Origin of the sequence: Scytonema sp. HK-05 (assembly GCF_963872035.1) — a bacterium.
Lineage (GTDB): Bacteria > Cyanobacteriota > Cyanobacteriia > Cyanobacteriales > Nostocaceae > Kalymmatonema.
The window spans coordinates 48884-70181 of record NZ_CAWMYC010000106.1; the positions used below are offsets into that span (position 1 = coordinate 48884).

Annotated in this window: 15 protein-coding genes and 1 pseudogene; 6 read left to right on the forward strand and 10 right to left on the reverse strand. The window is 43.2% G+C overall.

The genetic code is table 11. From position 1 onward, the window contains the following. Positions 1–422: 422 nt before the first annotated feature. Complete coding sequence (gene polA, locus AACT52_RS19890; protein ID WP_073633005.1) at positions 423–3416, reverse strand: DNA polymerase I; 2994 nt, start codon at positions 3414–3416, stop codon at positions 423–425. A gap of 51 nt (positions 3417–3467) precedes the next feature. Then, a complete protein-coding gene (locus AACT52_RS19895) occupies positions 3468–4304 on the reverse strand; it encodes a DUF4114 domain-containing protein (protein ID WP_073633006.1) in 837 nt (278 codons plus the stop codon). Positions 4305–4881: 577 nt separating this feature from the next. Here AACT52_RS19895 and AACT52_RS19900 point away from each other — a divergent pair. Beyond that, complete coding sequence (locus tag AACT52_RS19900) at positions 4882–5757, forward strand: Cof-type HAD-IIB family hydrolase (protein ID WP_073633007.1); 876 nt, start codon at positions 4882–4884, stop codon at positions 5755–5757. A 207-nt stretch (positions 5758–5964) separates the two neighbouring features. Here the strand turns inward: AACT52_RS19900 and AACT52_RS19905 are convergent, their stop codons facing one another. Beyond that, positions 5965–6948: a DALR anticodon-binding domain-containing protein gene (locus AACT52_RS19905; protein ID WP_233154010.1), complete on the reverse strand. Its 984-nt coding sequence runs from the start codon at positions 6946–6948 to the stop codon at positions 5965–5967. A gap of 274 nt (positions 6949–7222) precedes the next feature. On the opposite strand from AACT52_RS19905, the gene AACT52_RS19910 reads away from it, so the two are divergent. Next, entirely contained in the window at positions 7223–7942 is a 720-nt protein-coding gene (locus AACT52_RS19910) for a Crp/Fnr family transcriptional regulator (RefSeq protein ID WP_073633008.1), read from the forward strand. Here the strand turns inward: AACT52_RS19910 and AACT52_RS19915 are convergent. From AACT52_RS19915 to AACT52_RS19935, 5 genes and pseudogenes are all read right to left on the reverse strand, one after another. Further along, a pseudogene (locus tag AACT52_RS19915) lies at positions 7939–8384 on the reverse strand (phosphate ABC transporter substrate-binding protein); the annotation flags it as partial. The gene AACT52_RS19910 and the pseudogene AACT52_RS19915 overlap by 4 nt on opposite strands. Before the next feature lie 242 nt (positions 8385–8626). After that, positions 8627–9655, reverse strand: a complete 1029-nt coding sequence (locus tag AACT52_RS19920) for a PstS family phosphate ABC transporter substrate-binding protein (protein ID WP_073633010.1) — start codon at positions 9653–9655, stop codon at positions 8627–8629. Between the two features lie 632 nt (positions 9656–10287). Beyond that, positions 10288–11715 (reverse strand): protein kinase domain-containing protein, encoded by a 1428-nt coding sequence (locus AACT52_RS19925; RefSeq protein ID WP_073633011.1) that lies wholly within the window; start codon positions 11713–11715, stop codon positions 10288–10290. Between the two features lie 178 nt (positions 11716–11893). Further along, positions 11894–12904 carry a LysR family transcriptional regulator gene (locus AACT52_RS19930; protein WP_073633012.1) on the reverse strand — a complete coding sequence of 337 codons (1011 nt, stop codon included), beginning with the start codon at positions 12902–12904 and terminating at the stop codon, positions 11894–11896. A gap of 212 nt (positions 12905–13116) precedes the next feature. Further along, the gene (locus tag AACT52_RS19935) at positions 13117–14154 is read right to left on the reverse strand and encodes a hypothetical protein (protein ID WP_073633013.1); all 1038 of its coding nucleotides are present in this window, start codon (positions 14152–14154) and stop codon (positions 13117–13119) included. A 161-nt stretch (positions 14155–14315) separates the two neighbouring features. On the opposite strand from AACT52_RS19935, the gene AACT52_RS19940 reads away from it, so the two are divergent. Further along, complete coding sequence (locus tag AACT52_RS19940) at positions 14316–15029, forward strand: NnrU family protein (RefSeq protein WP_073633014.1); 714 nt, start codon at positions 14316–14318, stop codon at positions 15027–15029. A gap of 564 nt (positions 15030–15593) precedes the next feature. On the opposite strand, the gene AACT52_RS41455 is transcribed toward AACT52_RS19940, so the two are convergent. After that, positions 15594–15671, reverse strand: coding sequence for a hypothetical protein (locus tag AACT52_RS41455; protein WP_143172830.1), 78 nt, complete (start codon positions 15669–15671; stop codon positions 15594–15596). A gap of 17 nt (positions 15672–15688) precedes the next feature. Here AACT52_RS41455 and AACT52_RS19945 point away from each other — a divergent pair, with 17 nt between their 5' ends. From AACT52_RS19945 to AACT52_RS19955, 3 genes are all read left to right on the forward strand, one after another. Next, positions 15689–16075: a thioredoxin family protein gene (locus AACT52_RS19945; RefSeq protein ID WP_073633015.1), complete on the forward strand. Its 387-nt coding sequence runs from the start codon at positions 15689–15691 to the stop codon at positions 16073–16075. A 263-nt stretch (positions 16076–16338) separates the two neighbouring features. Further along, on the forward strand, positions 16339–18378 hold the full coding sequence (locus AACT52_RS19950; protein ID WP_443216661.1) for an NAD(P)H-quinone oxidoreductase subunit 5: 2040 nt from the start codon (positions 16339–16341) through the stop codon (positions 18376–18378). A gap of 239 nt (positions 18379–18617) precedes the next feature. After that, positions 18618–20189 carry an NAD(P)H-quinone oxidoreductase subunit 4 gene (locus AACT52_RS19955; protein ID WP_073633017.1) on the forward strand — a complete coding sequence of 524 codons (1572 nt, stop codon included), beginning with the start codon at positions 18618–18620 and terminating at the stop codon, positions 20187–20189. Positions 20190–20310: 121 nt separating this feature from the next. Here AACT52_RS19955 and AACT52_RS19960 read toward each other — a convergent pair whose 3' ends face one another. After that, the gene (locus tag AACT52_RS19960; RefSeq protein WP_073633018.1) at positions 20311–21255 is read right to left on the reverse strand and encodes an NACHT domain-containing protein; all 945 of its coding nucleotides are present in this window, start codon (positions 21253–21255) and stop codon (positions 20311–20313) included. Between the last annotated feature and the right edge of the window lie 43 nt (positions 21256–21298).

Genomic DNA, 21298 nt, shown 5'->3' on the forward strand with positions numbered 1-21298 from the left:
CTAAAAAGATGCGCGATAAAGCTACATTATTTTTATTGGATTTTCTCGCTAAATAAAAGACTTTTGGGTTAATACTGAGTAACTAAATAACAACGATTTTTCTTGGTGCAAGATGTAAGTAATGGAGTTTTTGGTTGGGGATTTAATGATAGAAAAGACGTGGAAGAAGCATTTTGAGGATGCTATCAGTGTTTCCGTGAAGGTGGTGTCCTTGTGATAGGGTGGGATGATGTTCCCGAGAAAAAACCTTTTCCCTTAGAAACTTGTGAAAGCTTAAGTCGATTCCAATCCTACTTTTTCCCTCCTCTCTCAACTTCGGAATACAGAAATTTGACAGAGAAATCAGATAAACACGTATTGAATTTTTATTTTAAGTCAGAACAAGTAGAAAGGGGAAATATTAAATATTTCCTGTCACTTTCCTACTTCGTCTCCATCCAATTTTCTCCTGCACGCACATCTACAACTAACGGTACACTCAACGATACTGCACTTTCCATTACGGACTTAATTTGCGGTTGTAATTCTTCCCATTCTTTTGGTGGAACTTCAAACACCAATTCGTCGTGTACTTGTAACAAAAGACGCGCTTGGTAATTCTGCAAAATTTCATGCAGCCTCACCATCGCAATTTTGATAATATCAGCGCTAGAACCTTGAATCGGTGCATTGGCAGCAGCACGCAGTAACCCTGCATCGTAAGCACCTAAATTACCAAGTTTTTTCAGGTCAATATCTTCTGGTTTGTTGCCTTTGTACTTGCGTATGCTGTTACTGGTAAACTCGAAATAACGACGACGCCCTAAAATTGTTTGTACATAACCTTGGGCGATCGCCTGCTTTTTCACTTTCTCCAAATATTCAAATACTTTGGGATAACGGTTGTTAAAGCGCTTGATAAACTCGTTGGCGTCGGCTTTATCTACACCAGTTGAGCGTGAAAACCTAACAGAACCCATTCCATATATTACACCAAAGTTGATGGTTTTTGCTAACCGTCGCTCGTCTGATGTTACATTTTCTTTTTCAAAAATTAACCGCGCCGTTACGGTATGAATATCCTCATTTTGTTGATAAGCTTCCACTAAAACAGGCTCTTGACTCAAATGAGCCAAAATGCGCAATTCAACTTGTGAATAATCAGCAGCGATTAACAGCCAGCCTGGTTCTGGCACAAATGCTTTACGAATTTGGCGGCTAAAAGCAGTGCGAATCGGGATATTTTGTAAATTCGGATTAGAAGAAGACAACCTGCCAGTAGATGTCACCGTTTGGTTAAAATTGGTATGCACCCTTTGAGTATCCGGACGCACCAATGTTGGTAAAGAATCTACATAAGTGGACTTCAATTTCGATAAGGTACGATACTCGATAATGGCATCAATAACGCCAGTTGTATCGACTTCTTGCAGTTTTTCCAATGTCGCAGCATCTGTAGAATAACCGGTTTGAATTTTACGGGAAGACTTAGTGCTTAATTTTAATTTTTCAAACAATATCTGGCTCAATTGTTTGGGGGAACCCAAGTTGAATTTCTCCCCAGCAATGCCGTAAACTTGCTGTTCAAACTTGGCTAAATCTACTTCTAACTGCTGCGACAGTTCTTGCAGATAAGCTGTATTTATGCGGACGCCTGTATACTCCATTTGAGCTAAAACTGGTTCTAGTGGCTGTTCCACTTCCAGTAGTAGCTTCTGTAGAGACGTACCACCTCTCATCTGTACATCAATTTTCTCCAGTTCCTCCCGCAATTTTGGCACCAGTTGGAATGTGCTATAAGCATCCATGCCGCAATAATCTGCTACGGTGGGAATGTCCAAATCGCCAATAGTTTTCCCTTTTGGAACTAATTCGGCATAACTTTTCGCTGTCAAACCCAAGTAACGCAGAGCCAAGTCACTCAGATTATGGTTACTATCTGGATTAAGGACATAACTTGCTAGCATCGGATCAAATACGACTCCCGCCAGCTTGATTCCTTGACACCGTAGAACTAAGCGGTCAAATTTGGCATTTTGCAAAGCCTTAGGATAATCAGCACTTTCTAAAATTGGGCGTAGTGCTTCTAGTGCAAGGTCTTTGTTTAAATTTTCCCCAATTTTGTGACCAATGGGTATGTAAGCGACTTCATCAGGTTCTGTTCCCCAGCAGCAACCAATTCCCACTAACGAAGCGTCCCGTGGTTCTAAATCGCTGGTTTCAGTATCCCAAGCAACGGGTGTCTGTGGGTTTGTAAATTTTTGCAGCAGGTTCACCAAGTCGCTGAGTTGCTCTGGCGTGTTAATGATGCGTGGTTTAATAGCAGAAGCAGCGGGTTGCTGTTGAGCTGCTGTATCAGCCGCAGTGAAAAACCACAAATCATTATCCTCATTATCCTCATGACTGGGGAGTGGGAAGTGGGGAGTGGGAAGTGGTTCTGATGTTTCTGCTTCTGGTGTTTCTTCAACTTTGCCACCGAACTGTTGCTGAAGTTCGTTAATTTTGCCTAAAAAAGATTTGAATTCTAGCTTTTCTAAAATGGGTGTGAGGTTGTTTGTGTCAAAGCCTTGGAGAATGCAATTTTTTAAATCAACTTCTAGGGGAACATCAACGACGATCGCCGCTAAGTAACGAGATTTTTGTGCATCTTCTTTTCCAGCTTCTAATTTTTTCTGAGTTGCGCCTTTGATTTCACCCAACTCCGCATAAATTTTCTCAAGGGAACCGTAAGTATTGAGCAACTGCACGGCTGTTTTGTCACCAATTCCCTTGACACCAGGAATATTATCAGACTTATCGCCGCAAAGAGCTTTATAATCAACAACTTGGGATGGTGCTACACCAAGCTTTTCTTTAACTTGTTCTGGTCCAAATTCGGTAATGCTTGCTCTTGAACCCTTCAGCGCTTCCGGACTAAAATAGAGAACGCTGATTTCTTTTGCGGGGTCAACAAGTTGAAATAAATCGCGATCGCCTGTGAGAATTTTCACTTGATATCCAGCCGCCGTCGCAGTTTGTGCTAAAGTTCCCAACACATCGTCTGCTTCGTAACCAGGAGCAGTGACAATTTTCAGATTCAAAGCATCAAGTAACTCTTGCAGATTTTTCAAATCTGGAACAAAGTCTTCCGGTGTCCCTGGACGATCTGCTTTATATGTATCGTCTGCTTCGTGGCGGAAAGTTGGCAAGCCCAAATCAAAGGCGATCGCCATTGCTTGTGGCTGTTGGCTTCCCATAACCTCCAACAGGGATTTGAGAAAACCAAAACATACACTTGTAGGAATCCCTGTTTTTGTTCGTAGTCCGCCGTCTCTTCCTTTTGCAAAAGCGAAGTACGAACGAAATGCCAGGGAGTGACCATCTACTAGGATGAATGTGGGGCGTGTTGTCGTCAAGGAATCGGAAGCCAACTGGTTTACAGGTATTGTTTGGGACATAAACCTATTTTAGCCAGGGACTTCCACTACGAATCTGACCTGTAGAAAGAATTAAGCTGTTTCTTTACCTTGGTTTTGGCGACGGCGACGCAGCTTCAGCATACCAACTGCTCCTACACCCAAAAGAGCGATCGCACTTGCTGGTTCTGGAACTGTAGCGATATTGTCCCTACCAAAATCAACTAGGAAAACTACGTCGTTGAAGTCGCGATCAGATGCTATATTGCCATTTCCGTCTGCTGTCGAACCTTGTGGTCCATATAAATCTTCAAAACCCAACAAGAGGTAATCATCTACTTCATAAGCTACTATGTGATCCAAGTTGTCTGGATTTTGAGTTGGATCTGCGCCATACACACTGCCATTCGGATTATTAAATCCATCTGCTTTTAGGAAGAAGTTGAGCTGTGTGCCACCTGATATCTTGCCTAAATCAACGTAATCCCCAATATCCAAAGCACCAGAATTTTCCCCAAGCTGACATGCTGAATTGGCGCTATTAGAGGTATTACAGGAAATGTTATCGAAAACCAATCCTTTTTGGTATTCAGAGCCTTTGATGGCTTCATAAGCCAACTGATCTTTGTAGAACGCACCCTCATTTAGGAACCAAACGCGAATATTATTGTCCCTTTTCAGGCTCAGCTTTGAGGGGTCTAGTTTATTTAATTTGTCTTCGGGAATTGAAATTCCTTCTTGTTGTACATATTGCTGGAACTGGGGAATCCGAGATTGGAACCCTGAATCATCAGTTGATTTGTCTTTGACGCCATAGGTTTGTAAATTATCCCAGGTAAATGTGGCGGCGCTTGCAGGAGCAACAGCGGAAAATACACTTGTGATAGCAGCCGCAGCAGCAAAGAATCCTGTTAATTTTTTCTTGATCATAAAAACCCTTTATTTTTTAGTCTTAAATTGTAAAATACTCTGCTTCCTAAGCTCAATCACCTGCTTTCAATACTGTGATTTGGCTGATTAACTAAGTTATATCTTGGTATTGTATTAAGTAACTATATCTAAAAGCAGAATTTGTTGAATTTTTATATTTTCCGATTCTCTATTTCAAAATTATGAAATTTGAGCTTTTTATAATGTTGTTTTCCGAAAAAACCTATTTTCCCATTGTCATTAAGTGAATGGCACAATCGTTGCACCATCAATGATCTAAATCACACCCCACATTTTATATTTCTATAAAAAATATAAATATAAAAATTATTTATCTTATATTTTTAAAGAATTTGTAAGTCGGTAGTAAGTAATAGTTCGTAGGTAAGATTTTTCTTTCTATCTAAGATCTACGAGCTAATACCCACAGTTCCACTACTCTAAGCTATATATCTATATAACTATGCTTTCATACGTTTGATAGCATTAACTCGTCAACCTTCTTCGCCCTTACCACTTTCAGCAGATTAATAGGCTGTTAATCTCTTACTGGGACTTTAATATTCACTCATGAGTTATGCATAAAGTGTCTACCACAGAATTGGCATCACCTGGTATTGGGAGTCTATCTACTGTTGATATTCAACTGCTGGTTGTAGATATCGATGGGACGATCGCCGGAAAATCTAACAGCATTAGCACAGCCGTAAAGCAGGCAATTGCTGCGGCGCGTTCCCGTGGTGTTCAGGTGGCGATCGCCACCGGTCGTATGTATCGTTCAGCTTTGCGCTTTCATCAAGAAATTGGCTCTAGTCTACCATTGTTAGCCTACCAGGGAGCTTGGATTCAAGACCCTGCCACCCAAAAAATTCATCGCCATTTGCCGGTTTCTCGAGAATTAGCACACAAGCTTCTAGATTATTTTGAACAACCCGAACTGCGATCGCTCTTATCTGTTCATTTTTACATTAATGACCAGCTCTACGTACGCGAGATAACCAGGGAAACTGCACTTTACGCAGAACGTAGTGGTATTACCCCGATTGCTGTGGGAGACTTACGCGAAGTCACTAGCGACGAACCCACAAAAGTTTTGGCTTTGTGCGATGACACAAATGTTATTCAACAGTTACTGGGAAATTTGCGCCGCCAATATACTCCAGCAGAACTGTATCTCACCACATCTGTTGCCACGTTTTTTGAAGCGACTAACCCGACTGTCAACAAAGGTGCTGGAGTTCGTTACTTAGCTGAAGAATTACTGGGACTGCAAAGAGCCAACGTTATGACCATTGGCGATAACTTCAATGATGTGGAAATGTTAGAGTATGCTGCCATTGGTGTCGCTATGGGTAATGCACCAGCTGCAGTGCAAGCGATCGCCCAGTGGGTAGCTCCTGACGTTGAGCAAGATGGAGCCGCAGCAGCTATTGAAAAATTTTTACTTTCCTGAATGGTTGGTAGTTCTTTTTGAGAACTAACAAATCTACAGACGCAACCTGGCGCGTCTCTAACAAAATCAGAAAGAGCACCGACGACTGGCCGTGTTTCGTCTCGGTGCTCTTGCTGGTTCGCTCCTCACACACCAGATAATATACATTGGTGGATTAGACGAGTCAATAGTTGTTAAAAAAAGTTTATTTTTTGTAGATTTTATTCTTTATACTTCATAAGGCGCAATAATACCTAATTTTTCTTCCAACAGAAATTTCAACACTGACTGTGTAGCCAAGACTAATCCTATTCTGGCTTGAGCTAGTTCTGGTGAGGCAGTTTTCACCTCGCTAAAAATCCGGCATTTACACCAGAAAGTTTCAAAAGCTCGATTTAAAGCCGTCGCAGCTTTTTCCCAGTTGAGTGATGTACCCAAATCAGGACACCCCAAAGAGTCTACCACTCGTACTAACTCGTTAATGAGGCGATAGGAAGCAGGGTGATTGAAGCGGAGTTTTTCATCACAGTTCAGCCAAGGAATAGGATTGGGGGTAAGAATGCTTGACAAAAGCCTTTGCTTGGAACTTTCACTATCATCTTGATTTGCTTCCCCCTGTTGAACCAATCCCTCTTGAATCGCCAACCGCAGTAGTGAGCAGCAGCGTGCATGAGTGTATTGAGCAGTGAATAAGACAGATGAGGAGCATGAGGGAGATGAGGAAGATGAGGAAGATGAGGGGGATGAGGGAGAGAGCCTTAATTTTGAATTAGATCCTTCGCTTCGCTCAGGACGCTTGGCGATTTTGAATTTTGAATTGATTACTCCCCCTGTGCCAACGGCGATGCTTTGCAGCCAAGCAGCCAAGAGCGGGTGAGTCACTTCCAAATGAATCCAGCCAGGGGAAACGACTTGAATTTTGAAATATGAGTCATAGTTTCCTGAAATATGAGAAACAATGCCATTGGCAATCTCTATAGCGGGAAATTTCTCAGATTTTGACAGCTGCAAAGCTATGCCTGAAATATAAATAATTTTACTTTCATCTCTACCCTGGGATAGAGGAATCTTTTTCTCAGTTGTGATTGACCTAGATTGACCTTTCGTATAAATACTTACTGATGTCTCTAAAATGCTGTATATGAACTGCTTAATTGCTGTGTCTTTACTAACCAGTAAATTTTGATGCAGGCAATTCTCAGGTAAACTCACTGTAGGCTGAAGGTGTGATGTTTATGTCATCTGTCTTAGGAGATAAGTTTATTTTAGAAAAAGAAAAATTAGAATTGTGCAAAATTTAATTAATAAGGGGTAAATTTTACTACCATCATTGTACAGTAAGAAGTATAACAAAAGAGTAGAACATAGCTTTCTACCTTTTGGATGACTGGCACGGCTAGGTTTTATGCCTGAAGTGCCAACAAAAAGGCACTCCTTGCACCTTTTTATGACGTCTTTGTCTTCAGCCGAACGCTCTTAGTTACCTATGCAATCTCCATCCTCCTTTTCTGAGGCATCACGTCCTTTTTTGACTTGGCAACGAATTCTTGATTGGGCTCAGGAACACTACCGCTGCCGCACCTTTAGCAAAGATGAGCGCATTCCAGCCCGACCTGGATTGCTGTATTTGGTGCAAAGGGGCGCGATCCGCATGGTGGGAACGGCCCAAGTTAGTGCAACTGCCAGTCAGCTAACATCTCGACGTATCAACAGAACGCCAGAAGAAGCTTTCTTAGGGTTTGTTGGTGCGGGACAACCGTTTGAAATTGTTGCTCAGTCACCGTTCACACTCCAAGCCTACGCCCACGTTGATCAAACTGCGGTGTTGTGGATGTACTGGCACGATTTGGACAACTGGCCTCACTTCCGCCGCGAAGTTATGGATGCCTTTAGGTATCAGCACCAGCGCAAGCTGCTGTGGCTGAGTGCCTTAGGACAACGGCGCACAATTGACCGACTCTTAGGATTCCTCACCTTATTGATTGAGGAATATGGAGAGCCAGCAATGAGCGATACCGATCCAGATGTGATTCGCGGTTATTGCCTGCCCTTCCCCCTCACCCATGCCCAAATTGGCAGTGCGATCGGTTCGACCCGTGTCACCGTCACCCGCTTGATGGGCAAACTGCGTCAACGCGGATTAATCCTCACTCAAGGCGACAATCTCATTTGCTTGCCAGCAGAGTCCATTAACAGAGTCAGCTAAAACAAGACCAGATGCAGTGGAGAGCGAATTTTGACAAACCCTGCTTGGGTAATGAGTTCGTATCCCTGCTGAGTTAGCAGTAAGTTGACGAAAGCGACACTTGCTTGCTGCTTGATTTGACCAATCTGTTTGACCACCACAAACAGATTGCACATAATTGGGTACTTTCCGGGTTGGAAAGCCTTAATGTTCAATTTGTTTCGTTTACCAGGAAATTCATAAGGGAGGACAAGAGTTTTTTGGTAGGGAGCAACAAATTGCCCTTGTTTGTGCCCCAACGGCAAGGGCTGGATTGAACATTGAGGAATAATCTCTGGGGCAAAAGTGTAGTAGATGCTACTAGGACGACCAGCCGCTTTTTTGCGACGCTTGGGTGGTCGTGGAACTTGCTTCCACGTTAGGCAAGCAAAGCTTGACCACCCAAGACGTCTTGCACAAATTGTTTGAGCAACAAACAACTCAGCAACCTACGTCAAAATTCCCAGGTGAATTCTGTCTGACTGGGTGCCGAGGAATAATACTAAGCCCGCGCCACTTGCTTTATGCCACAGAACCCGTCGACTGCAGTGGCTCTTTGAATTTAAAGGCGAGAGAAGAAAAAGAATTCTTCCATGCGGAATCTCCCTTTGAACATCCTTGTCTTAAGCTGTGTTTTGCGTTCAGCCGAAGCTGAGTTCTTCTCAATCAGCGAATTCTAACAAATCCAGCTTTAGAAATTAATTCCTGACCTTGATTTGTCAGCAGTAACTTAGCGTAAGCTTCTCCTGCTTGCTGATCTGTTTGACCATTTTGTTTCACAATCACAAATAACCGTCGAGTGATGGGGTACTGATCACTTTGGAAAGCAGCTGCGTTTAGTTGGTTACGCTTTTGCGAACACTCAGAAAGAGGAACAAATGGTTCCTGATACGGTGGAACCAGTTTATCGGCTGTTTTTCCCAGTGGCAGGGATTTAACACTACATTGTCCGACAACTTCAGGAGCAGAGGCGTAGTACATACCACCAGTATTTTTCGCTACTTCTCTCAAGGCTTCGGTTGTCGTAGGAATATACTGCACATTTTCCCCAAACTTTTCACCACCTAAGATGTTCTCGTCGAAAAATTCGACGGTGCCACCTTCTTCTATACGGCGAGAGTAAGGTATTATCGGTAGATTGGGACCGCCTACTTGCTGCCAGTTAGTAATTTTACCTGTGTATATTTCTTTGACTTGAGCAACTGTTAAACCAGGGATGTTGAGACTGGGGTTAACTGCGATCGCAATACCATCAATTGCTACAGGTATTTCTTTGAGTGTAAAGCTCCGTTGTTGCGCTTGTTGGTATTCCTCATTTTTAATTGAGCGCGACGACTGAGAAAAAGCTAATTGGTTATTTAACAGCATTTTGATGCCACTACCGGAACCAGGTGCGCCTGAAGTGGGGTTAGTGTAGCGTAGTTGAAATTGAGGAAAGACAGTTTGAATAGCTGAATCAACTTCTTTACGGATTGGTGCCCAAGTGGTGCTACCACCATAGCTAAATAAGCCAGAGGGGATATTTGGTACTTGGGCAAAGTTTTCAATATTCGCTCCAATTTGTTGTGATTGATTGTTGCTCACTGGACCAAAATTAATACCAGAACGATTCAGCCACCAATAGACACCAGCTACTAATCCCAGGGTAATTATTAAAGTTAGAACCAAAACCGCAGTTTCTTTTTTTTGCGACATCATAGCATTTTTTTGAATTCTTTTACTTAAAACAAATCTCGTGCCTTAATTTTTCTTTAGTTAGAAATTTTACATTTTTATTTTGAACTGTTTTTTCTAAAACTGCTACGAAAGCATAATCATTCGTACTTCGTATTTTTAATAAAAATAATTTTTTAGCTCAAAATAAAGTTATTTATACTTAACATTTTCTCATTATTAATTCTGAAAAATCAGAAATTAAGTCATATATTTTTTTACTTTAAATAAATATCTATATTTACAAAAAAATATGAATTTTCAACTATCAGATATGCAAAATTTATGATAAAGCGCTAGATAATTAACTTTGATAACTTTCTCTTTTGTTCCAAACTTGATATTCAACAACTAACTGGTTGGTAAATATCTCAATATATTTGAAGAAATCAGTTATGAAGTAACATAAAATAGTTATGAATTCATCCCAAAAATAGCTTACAGCAAGGACACAAGACCATCAAAGAAAATCTGAGGACGATGTACTCCTTATTGATTTATTGAAAAATAAAAAAATATTCAACTAATAACTAAATACTGTTAAAGAGATAATCAAAAAAGCAGCTTAGTTGTTTTGGAAAATACGATGTAGATATTGAAATTATAAACTCTCTTTAAAGTATCAAGGATAACAATTTGTAAATCAGACGAAAGAGTGCTGTGACTGCGATCGCCACTAAAGCAGCTGCAATAGACAAAATAACGACTTCTTGGATGGTAAGACTGCCACGTAAAAAGAATAGGACAATCGGCAATGTGATTGCAGGAAAAATGAACAAATCAGATCCTCCAATCCAGTGCTTCCATTGGGCAAGAATCAACCCTAATAAAATCACAGAAGAAGCAGCCAGGGTAATGATTGGCGATTTCAGCAAACTCAAAAGACCAATCGCAATCAATGCTCCTTCAAACCCACTAAACGCTGCTCTCGCTAATACTTTTACAAGAGAAAATTGCTGAGCAGGCGGACTAAGAGAAGGAGATGGCTTTTGTTGCGGTTGAGTCTGTATTTGCTGTGGCTGTGGCTGTGGCTGTGGAGTTACAGCAGGCTGACGGCGATTAATTTTTGTAGAAGGTACAGGTTTTTGAGGTGCGTCGATTGCCTCTAAAACTTCCTGCGCTGACTGATAACGTTGATTGGCTGCGCTTAGGAGCATTTTGTTTAGAATATCAGCAAGGTGCGTGCTGACAGTCACATGACTTTGCCACTTCCACTGATTACTATAGGCATCGAACAGTTGAGTTATCTGTGTTTCACCCGTTAGTAACATCAGGGTTGTGACAGCCAAAGCGTACAAGTCTGTAGATGGGAAGACTTGACCTCCGGACATTTGTTCGGGCGGAGCAAATCCCATAGAATATATACCAGTGGAAGCACCAGATGCACCAATGGGAGCGTTTGTAACTTGTTTGACTGCGCCAAAATCTAGCAAGTAAAGTTTGCCGTTACGATGGCGCATGATGTTAGAAGGTTTGATGTCTCTGTGGATAATGCCTTTTTCGTGAACAAACTTGAGGAGCTTGAGAATTTCTCGCAAGATTTCCAAAACTTCTTGTTCTGAATACTTGCCCTTTTGGGCTAACTCTTGCTCTAGATCTTGTCCGTCAATATATTCCTGTACTAAATAAAAAAACTGGTCTTGCTGTACCGCTTGGAAGCTAGGAACGATCACCGGAAAGTAAGCAAACAAGTCGGGGATTTGCTCGTGTAGGTGCCCTATCTCCTCTAGAACAACTGCTTCTCGCTCAAATAAATCTTGTGCCAGTTGCAGTTGAGTAGGGCTTAAATTGCCTGCTGGTTGAAATTGCTTAACCACGCATTGGCGCATTCCTGGGGTATAGCGATCGCGTGCCAAAAACGCTGCTCCAAATCCGCCCCGTCCTAGTAGCCTGATTGGTAGATAGCGTCCCACCAAAATCAGCGGCATACCACAGTTCGTGCAGTATTTCTGCTGCACCGTTCTCAGGGTCGCATTATCATCTAAATCTGGAAAATTGTTTTGCGGGCGAGGGCAGTGTGGACGAGTGCAATAAACTTCCATGATGTATCAAGAGTCCATAGTCCATAGTCTATAGTCAATTGTCAATAGTCAATAGCCCTTGACTAATGACTAATGACCCTTACGGGTGAGTCCTTCGGACACGCTACGCGAACGCCAGTTGCCTACGGAGGGAAACCCTCCTTTAGCACTGGACTCACTAATGACTAATGACTACATCTTAATCATCGTCAGAATGATGCGCTCCTACATCGAATGCACTGACCGCTATGGCTTTGTGTGACATTTTTAACATTTCTATACTCCATCCAGGTGTTGCAAACTGGGGTAGAATTTCCCGACTAAATGCTTCCGCTGCTTTGGATCTGTAGCGATTAGGATTAAAAATCAGCCTCAGCATCCGCTTGACAATGACACCTTCAATGGGAGAGCAGTGCAGCACCCCCATTTGTAACTCTTTAGCAATTGCCGAGGTTGAGACAAAGGCAGCTCCCAAACCGGATTGCACGGCATTTTTAATGGCTTCTATGGAATTTAGTTCCATTTCGATTTTAAAACGCCGCGTATCAATGTCACAGCGTGATAGCACTTGGTCAATGACCTTGCGGATAGTAGATTGAGAATCGAGAGCTATGAATTGTAATTTATATAGGTCTTCTCTGTGAATCGTTTCAAGTTTGGCAAAGGGATGGGCTACAGGTATAATCAACGCCAGCTCATCCTCGGCGTATGGAACAATTTCCAAAGATTCCACCAGTTCACCGGGAATTTCGCCGCCGATGATTGCCAAATCCACCTGTCCGTTAGCTACACTCCAAGCGGTTCTGCGGGTAGAGTGGACGTGCAATTGCACTGCCACATCTGGATATTTTTGTCGGAACATCCCAATCATCCGGGGTAAAAGATAAGTGCCGGTAGTTTGAGAAGCGCCAACAATCAAAGTCCCGCCTTGGAGATTTTGTAAATCCTCAATAGCGCGACAGGTTTCCTGACACAGACTGAGGATTTTTTCACCGTAGCTCAGAAGTAGATGTCCGGCTTCGGTTAATTGGGCGCGACGTCCTCCTCGGTCAAATAACGGGACATCTAGTTGCCGTTCTAGGTTTTGCACTTGCAAACTAACGGCAGGTTGAGAGACGTACAGGCTATCAGCGGCGCGCTTGAAGCTCCCTTCTGCGGCGATCGCTTTGAGAATACGTAACTGATCTAAAGTGAAAGGAAGGTCAGACATAAGGCTAAACCCACAAACTTTGAGAGGAGCGGCAATCTTCAACAAACCAGCGTAATAAGACGAATGGCAGAGCGTGATTTATTACTTGTTAAACTTCGAGGCTTTACTCGAAAAAGACAGTAGCATATCATCTTGACTAAAGTCTTCTTTTCTACTTTCCAGCCATAATCAGTCGATTTTGAGGGGAATTGTGTTTAAACTCCACCCTGGTTTTAAAAAGCTTTCAAACTTTTTAGTTCTGGTTTCAAAATCCGACGCACCCCGCTCTTGTCTGCCCTAAAAGGAGAGACAATGGTGTTGTTTCCCTGAAACAGGGAGACTTTAGGGGGGTAGGCTGTTACAAGAAGCCCCGTATTACGACCGTCTTGCCGGAGTAACAACGTTCTCATTGCGACATTTCGCCCTCCAACCAAATCTGCACATAACTCAAACCCACGACTTCTACTACAGCCAATCGTCAATCCTTGGTTTGGACACTTGTGTTTATTTGTATGTCCGCAACACGGATGCAAGTGAGTGCAATAGTCACGAGGTTCCGGCTTAGAAAAACAGCACGAGCGTTTTACCACGTGTAAACGAGGGGGCTTGACGAGCAACACCTCAGCTTTGCTGTTTTTCTCTTCGCCTAATGCGTCAGCATCCACTCTTATGGCTGAAGAATTATTCATGACAACAGAGTAGATGAAGCCATCTAATTCAGCATACGACCATTTGGACTGAGAGACATTTGCTTTTCGCCGCTTCAGGTGATAGAGAACAGGGAACAGATGACAGCGCTGTCCCCTGTTCCCTGTCCTCTGTACCCTGTTATTATATATTTCTTGACTGATATAATAAGGGAAAATACGCAAATATAAAGTCAATTCCAGTTTGTTCAGGTTGTTGAAAGTTACACTTTGTTTCGTAATATGGTCATTGATATCAGCAGTAAATTGTTTACCTCTTGGAGAAAGCGCCATTAATCTGAGTTGAACAGAGGGAGTCCGTTTTGGGTGCGGTGTTTTTTTGGCGTGACGATTACGGCTTGCGTTGTGTGATACCTCCTTTTCAGATTTGATAAGTTCTAGGGACTTTTGTAACCTAATATCCCAGAACAGTTTACTGTTCTCAAATGCCACCGGCAAGGTGTCATTGAGACAAATTTGGTTAGCACGCTGGACTTCCTGTAACCAATTTTCCTTTTTTGAAGTCGCAATCAACTTCTCTTTAGCACTGAGAACTTGCTTCACATCATACGGTAGCTTTTTCATCAGGTGATATTATTCTATGGTGCTGATGAAGATAATTAACTGGTGTTCGTTTAACGCACACACTGGTTGGGGACAGGATATCCTGCCAGAGATTTTTTTACATAGTTTGTGGTATTCGTTGTACTAAATTAAGTTTCCTTTAAATTACTTCATTTGCGTATATGATGCAGCCGGCTTGGTTAACCCTTAGTCATTTTGTCATGCTGGGACTACTATTTGGTTTTGCAATTGTCCATAGTGGAGGTGCTGCCCTGCGCCCTTGGGCAGAAAAACATATTGGATCTAGGCTTTACCGCATTTTCTTTGCACTAACCAGCCTGCCGGTGGCTGTTTACTTAATTATTTACTTTTTTAACCACCGCTACGATGGTTTGCAACTTTGGTATGTGCAAAATGTACCGGGAGTGCAGCAATTAGTCTGGGTGCTGTCGGCTATTTCGTTTTTGTTTTTGTATCCTGCTACTTTCAATCTACTAGAAATTGCTGCTATCCAAAAGCCCGAAGTCCATCTCTACGAAACAGGAATCATTCGCATCACCCGCCATCCACAAATGGTGGGACAGATTATTTGGTGTGTTGCTCATACCCTTTGGCTGGGTACCAGTTTTACCCTTGTCACTTCAATCGGGTTAGTGTTACACCATTTATTTGGCGTTTGGCATGGCGATCGCCGTTTGAGCGATCGCTATGGGGAAGCCTTTGTTCAAGTCAAACAGCGCACTTCTATCATGCCTTTTGCAGCTGTTCTTGACGGTCGTCAATCTATCGTATGGCAGGAATTTTTACGTCCTGCTTATTTGGGGGTTGCCGTTTTTGTGCTACTACTTTGGTGGTCACACCCCCTATTGCTGGAAATCACAAGTAAGATAGAATAATGATTTTAACATAATCACGGCGGATGAACAGGGATTGATAGGATGAAATCTTCGTTTCATCTTATCAACTGCTACCAAATCAATGTAGGATGAATGGAAGTAGCTGTCAGTGGGGGTGCGCTTAGTCGTTTTGAGATTTGACATTTGGTAGTTGCTAGTCAACCGCCAAACTAGGGAGAGACTTGATCATTCGCCATTCCCTTTTCTATAATCAACTATAGTTGATTAAAATTGGCGAAAAGCAAGCTAACCAACTGCGACCAATACTTGAAAAAGTACTCAATAGTGTAAGAGTGTCTAGCTCGATAGTTAAGCCTGTGGGACGGCAGTTGCTATAACTCTGGGAACCAGAGCAACGCACTGCCTTACAAAAAACAGCCTTCTTCCTTGACAGAAGCAGGAGAAGCATAGCTGTAGATGTCATGGGCATCTGTGGGTAAGCTCTATGCAAAGGTCGATACCAAATTGGTGAAAAATATCTCTCTAGTAACGGCTATGAAGAGCTAAAAGTTTGAGAGAGTTACCGTCTTGAATGTCGTGCTGGGTTCTTTGTCAGCGTAGCAATCAACACTGAAATGTTTGCAAACATTTCTGACAACGCACTCCCTCGGTGCTGACAGTTAGTTTTGATATCAAAACCATATAATTTCAGAGGCGTCATGGTGTTGTCGGTTAGTGAGCGGACTTTTTGTCAAGAAGTTTTAGAATCTCCAATTCCTGTTTTAGTAAATTTTGGAGCACCTTGGTGTGGGTTGTGTCGAATTATTCACCCCTTGTTGTTGCAATTTAAAGCTCAATGCGGCGACCAAATTAAATTAGTGGGAGTCAACGCCGATGACAATTTTAAACTAGCGACAAAATACAAACTTAAGTCACTGCCAACTTTACTGTTGATTGAAGATGGCATAGTACGGGTGCGTTTGGAAGGTTTTCGTGGAAGAGAAGATTTACTCTTAGCTTTGGAAGAAATTAAAGTCTGCTACACCGACCGCCCCATAACTTACCATAGCCCAAAAACAGCGGATTTAGGCTGCCGTTCTGCATGAAGAGTCATTAGTCAAGAGTCATTAGTCAAGAGTCATTAGTCATTAACTCTTGACAAAGGACAAAGAACTAATGACCAAATCTAAAACCAAAGTTAACAACCCCACCCAACTACCGTCGGGTGGGGTATTTTATCCTAAAGAGTGTGTGTCACAATTATTAACAGTTCCGACAAATTAGTCAATAATTCTAAAAGTAGGCGTCAGTGATGGAAGTAATCTATCAGTATGCCTGGCTGATTCCGGTATTACCTCTTGTTGGGGCAATGCTGGTCGGTCTAGGGTTAATCTCGTTGAATCAGGTGACGAACAGCGCCAGGAAGCTAAACGCGGCATTGATTATCTCCCTGATGGGAGCCGCGCTTGGGCTGTCGGCGGCACTGCTATGGAGTCAAATTCAAGGACACCCTCCTTACATCCGTACCTTGGAATGGGCAGCAGCAGGCAATTTTCACCTGAGCATGGGCTACACTATTGACCACCTGACAGCCCTAATGTTGGTGATTGTAACAAGTGTAGCCTTGTTAGTCATGGTTTATACGGACGGGTACATGGCACATGACCCAGGCTATGTCCGGTTTTACGCTTATCTCAGCTTGTTCGGCTCCTCAATGTTGGGTTTGGTGGTTAGCCCCAACCTAGTACAGGTTTATATCTTTTGGGAGCTGGTCGGGATGTGTTCATACTTGCTGGTCGGCTTTTGGTACGATCGCAAGGCAGCAGCAGATGCAGCTCAAAAGGCATTTGTGACCAACCGTGTGGGCGACTTTGGATTGCTGTTGGGGATTCTGGGGCTATTCTGGGCAACGGGAAGCTTTGATTTTGATGTGATGGGCGATCGCCTGACACAACTCGTGCAAACAGGTTCTATAAGCAATGTCCTTGCCGTACTGTTTGCGATTCTAGTATTCCTAGGTCCAGTTGCCAAATCCGCGCAATTCCCCCTGCACGTCTGGCTACCAGATGCAATGGAAGGTCCCACCCCCATCTCTGCCCTGATCCACGCGGCAACGATGGTGGCAGCGGGAGTTTTCCTGATTGCCCGGATGTACCCAGTTTTTGAACACGTGCCCGCAGCAATGAACGTGATTGCCTTTACTGGGGCATTTACAGCATTTTTGGGTGCGACAATTGCGATTACGCAAAACGACATCAAAAAGGGCTTAGCTTACTCCACCATTTCCCAACTCGGTTACATGGTGATGGCTATGGGAGTAGGCGCATACAGCGCAGGACTTTTCCACCTGATGACCCACGCCTACTTTAAGGCGATGCTGTTCCTCGGTTCTGGTTCTGTAATTCACGGCATGGAAGGAGTTGTCGGTCACGACGCCGCCTTGGCGCAGGATATGCGGTTGATGGGTGGACTGCGGAAGTATATGCCAGTGACGGCAATCACTTTCTTTATTGGTTGTGTGGCAATTTCTGGTATCCCGCCCTTTGCTGGTTTCTGGTCAAAAGATGAAATCCTTGGTGCGGCATTTAATGCTAACCCATTTCTCTGGGGAGTTGGCTGGTTAACTGCTGGAATTACCGCTTTCTACATGTTCCGGATGTATTTCGTCACCTTTGAAGGAAAATTCCGGGGCAATCAAAGCCAATTGTGGCAAAAACTCAAGTCTCCAGCAGGGATGGCAATTGTCGCAGGTTTTGATACCGCCCCTGCTTTTGGTCCTGGTGCCATGACCAAAGGAGAACTCGAGGCAACAGAGGAACACCATGATGACCACAGTCACGGTCACGGTCACAGCGAATATCCTCACGAGTCCCCTTGGACAATGACCCTGCCGTTAGCGCTTTTGGCAATTCCTTCGATGCTGATTGGTTTGGTAGGGACACCTTTTGCCAACTACTTTGAGGAGTTTATCTTCTCACCCAACGAAACCTTAGCGGAAGTCGTGGAAAAAGCAGCCGAATTCGACCCGAATGAATTCTACATTATGGCGGGCGCTTCAGTTGGCATTTCCTTGATTGGGATTACCATAGCTTCCTTAATGTATGTCTGGGGTAAAATCAACCCGGTGGCGATCGCTCAAAAAATCCAGCCGCTTTATGAGCTTTCCCTGAACAAATGGTACTTTGATGACATTTACCATCGTGTTTTTGTCCTCGGCTTGCGTCGTCTAGCAAGACAAGTGATGGAAGTTGACTTCCGTGTTGTCGATGGTGCTGTAAACCTCACAGGCTTTTTCACTCTAGTCAGTGGCGAAGGTCTGAAATACCTGGAAAACGGTCGCGCTCAATTTTATGCCTTGATTATCTTTGGGGCTGTGTTGGGCTTAGTGATTGTTTTCGGTGTGACTTGATAAAAATGGAACCACAGATGCACACAGATAAAAAAAGACATCAGTGTTCATCTATGGTTTTTTAGTTTTCTGGCTAATTATGCCAGAACATGAAGGCAGGAGAATGAATTTACCTGCCTTCATCTTTCTTTACTTTTATTAAATAAACCTAAGATTGAAGACCAAGCCCTGCAAAAACTGCTAGTAAATAGCTAGTAGTTGATAGCCGAACACTATATATTGCTGACTAACACATTCCGATGAATACAGCAAATTTCCCGTGGCTGACGACGATTATTCTGTTTCCGATAGCGGCGTCACTGCTTACTCCCTTTATTCCAGATAAAGATGGCAAAACAGTGCGCTGGTATGCCCTTACCATAGGGCTAATAGATTTTGCACTGATTGTTTACGCTTTTTACACTGGGTATGATTTCTCTAACCCGGATTTGCAACTGTTTGAGAGTTATAGCTGGCTTCCACAAATTGGTTTGAATTGGTCGGTAGGGGCAGATGGCTTGTCCATGCCCCTGATTATTTTGACTGGATTCATTACCACGCTCGCAATGTTAGCAGCTTGGCCCGTGACCCTCAAGCCCAGGCTGTTTTACTTTTTGATGCTGGCAATGTATGGCGGTCAAATCGCCGTTTTCGCGGTCCAGGATATGCTGTTGTTTTTCCTGGTGTGGGAACTGGAACTGGTGCCGATATACATTCTGCTTTCGATTTGGGGAGGCAAAAAGCGGCAATACGCAGCAACCAAGTTTATTTTGTATACTGCTGGCGGTTCGCTGTTTATTTTGCTAGCTGGCTTAACGATGGCGTTTCATGGTGATACCGTCACTTTTGATATGCAAACGCTTGCAGCCAAAGGTTTTAGCCTCAATCTCCAACTTTGGCTGTACGCTGCCTTCTTGATTGCCTACGCCGTCAAACTTCCCATCTTCCCGTTGCATACTTGGCTACCAGATGCCCACGGTGAAGCCACAGCCCCCGTACATATGTTGCTGGCAGGTGTTCTGCTGAAAATGGGGGGTTACGCTCTTATTCGCATGAATGCCCAGATGCTTCCCGATGCTCACGCTTATTTTGCCCCAGTTTTGGTGGTTTTGGGGGTTGTGAATATCATCTACGCTGCCCTCACATCTTTTGCCCAGAGAAATCTGAAGCGAAAAATTGCCTACTCCTCAATTTCTCACATGGGCTTTGTGGCAATAGGTATTGCTTCCTTCACCGACTTAGGCTTGAATGGGGCAATGCTGCAAATGGTTTCCCACGGTTTAATTGGGGCAAGTTTGTTCTTCCTAGTAGGGGCAACTTATGACCGTACTCACACCCTCATGCTGGATGAAATGGGGGGTGTTGGTAAGAAAATGAGCAAGATGTTTGCCATGTGGACAACATGTTCTATGGCATCCTTAGCCTTGCCAGGAATGAGCGGTTTCGTTGCCGAGTTGATGGTGTTCGTTGGCTTTTCTAGCAGCGATGCCTATAACCCCACCTTCAAAATTATTGTGGTGTTCTTGATGGCAATTGGGATAATTCTAACTCCGATTTATTTGCTATCAATGCTGCGGGAGATTTTCTACGGTGAAGAGAACAAAGAATTAGTTTCTCACCAGAATTTAATAGATGCCGAACCCCGCGAAATCTTTATCATCGCCTGCTTGTTGATACCAATCATTGGTATTGGTTTGTATCCCAAAATGCTGACTCAGATATACGATGCGACAACTGTACAGTTAACAGAGAGGTTGCGAGCTTCTGTACCTGCTTTGGCGGATCAAAAAGCGCCTGCGGTTTCGTTAAGTGCGCCGAAGATTGGCAATTAGATAGTTGATTTCTAATTGATATCACGTTAAGGGTGGGTTTTATACCTGCCCTTTTTTTATAGCAGCGTTTCTTGATGAAATTTCTTGCAAAAATCCGGTCATATCATGCCCGGCTAATTAGTTATGATTTCCGCGTTAACTGCACCCCACCCCTCAATCCCCTCCCCTTGTTAAGGGGAGGGGAGGTGAAGCGCAGCTTTACCGGGGTGGGGTTATTCGGGTACTGACTAGGCACTTCATCCAAACCATCCAGTAAAACTAAGACTTTACCCTGGTTCAAGATTTGTTTGGTTTGGTCCTCATCAGATAATTTAAATTCTTTATGAATGTATTTCAGTAGGTTGAACTGACTGGCGGTTTTGATGGATTTCAGTTCAATAAAAATCGGGATGAGATCAGCCTGAAACTCTCCTTTGCAACAGTCAACAGCCAAGTGTCGTAAAAATGTGCTTTTGCCTGATCCTGGTTTACCCAACACCATCAATTTTAAAGAATTGGCTGCAACTTCAAATCCGGGCAATTTCTCTCCACGCTTTCCCAATCCAAAGCGCTCAAAGTCATCTCGTAAGTTTGAGTCTTTCAGCAGTTCAGGAATGGTGGCAAAAAATACACTAGAAAGCTTCTTTAACACGTAGACATCCACGTAAAGCTTATCTACATCAATTTGCTGGAGATTCAACAAGCGAATTTTGCTGTAGAGGTGTTGGATTTTATCGCAGCAGTGCTGTCTCACCTGCTGGAGCAATTCATTAATATCAGAATTTTTTTCAGAACTCTTTTCCTGGTTCTTCTTCTCAGGCTGGGATTCATTTTTTTGGTCTGACTCTGTGATTTCTTGCCAGTCGAGTTCTAGTGCTTTACAAATACTGACGAAGAATTTTCGATCAACAGTATCACCAGTAAAAAACTTGTGAACCGTCTGAATACTGATGCCTTGAGTGTTTTTACGCTTGTTCTCTATGACTACCTTGTCTGCTAAATCTTGCCGACTCCAACCTTTAGTGTTCAGCGCGGAATTTGCTTTGTCGATACCTGCTTCGGATGCTTTGAGCGATCGCCCCACCATACCTCAATCACAAGATTTGTCATCATTTTAGCGTTTGCAAACA

Bases quoted from the DNA above. Each gene is read 5' to 3' on its own strand.
- AACT52_RS41455 (WP_143172830.1), bottom strand. From the start codon at position 15,671: ATGGTTTTGATATCAAAACTAACTGTCAGCACCGAGGGAGTGCGTTGT.
- AACT52_RS19910 (WP_073633008.1), top strand. From the start codon at position 7,223: ATGCAATCTCCATCCTCCTTTTCTGAGGCATCACGTCCTTTTTTGACT.
- AACT52_RS19960 (WP_073633018.1), bottom strand. From the start codon at position 21,255: ATGGTGGGGCGATCGCTCAAAGCATCCGAAGCAGGTATCGACAAAGCA.
- AACT52_RS19895 (WP_073633006.1), bottom strand. From the start codon at position 4,304: ATGATCAAGAAAAAATTAACAGGATTCTTTGCTGCTGCGGCTGCTATC.
- AACT52_RS19945 (WP_073633015.1), top strand. From the start codon at position 15,689: ATGGTGTTGTCGGTTAGTGAGCGGACTTTTTGTCAAGAAGTTTTAGAA.
- AACT52_RS19950 (WP_443216661.1), top strand. From the start codon at position 16,339: ATGCTGGTCGGTCTAGGGTTAATCTCGTTGAATCAGGTGACGAACAGC.
- AACT52_RS19940 (WP_073633014.1), top strand. From the start codon at position 14,316: ATGATGCAGCCGGCTTGGTTAACCCTTAGTCATTTTGTCATGCTGGGA.
- AACT52_RS19920 (WP_073633010.1), bottom strand. From the start codon at position 9,655: ATGTCGCAAAAAAAAGAAACTGCGGTTTTGGTTCTAACTTTAATAATT.
- AACT52_RS19900 (WP_073633007.1), top strand. From the start codon at position 4,882: ATGCATAAAGTGTCTACCACAGAATTGGCATCACCTGGTATTGGGAGT.
- AACT52_RS19930 (WP_073633012.1), bottom strand. From the start codon at position 12,904: ATGTCTGACCTTCCTTTCACTTTAGATCAGTTACGTATTCTCAAAGCG.
- polA (WP_073633005.1), bottom strand. From the start codon at position 3,416: ATGTCCCAAACAATACCTGTAAACCAGTTGGCTTCCGATTCCTTGACG.
- AACT52_RS19935 (WP_073633013.1), bottom strand. From the start codon at position 14,154: ATGAAAAAGCTACCGTATGATGTGAAGCAAGTTCTCAGTGCTAAAGAG.
- AACT52_RS19955 (WP_073633017.1), top strand. From the start codon at position 18,618: ATGAATACAGCAAATTTCCCGTGGCTGACGACGATTATTCTGTTTCCG.
- AACT52_RS19925 (WP_073633011.1), bottom strand. From the start codon at position 11,715: ATGGAAGTTTATTGCACTCGTCCACACTGCCCTCGCCCGCAAAACAAT.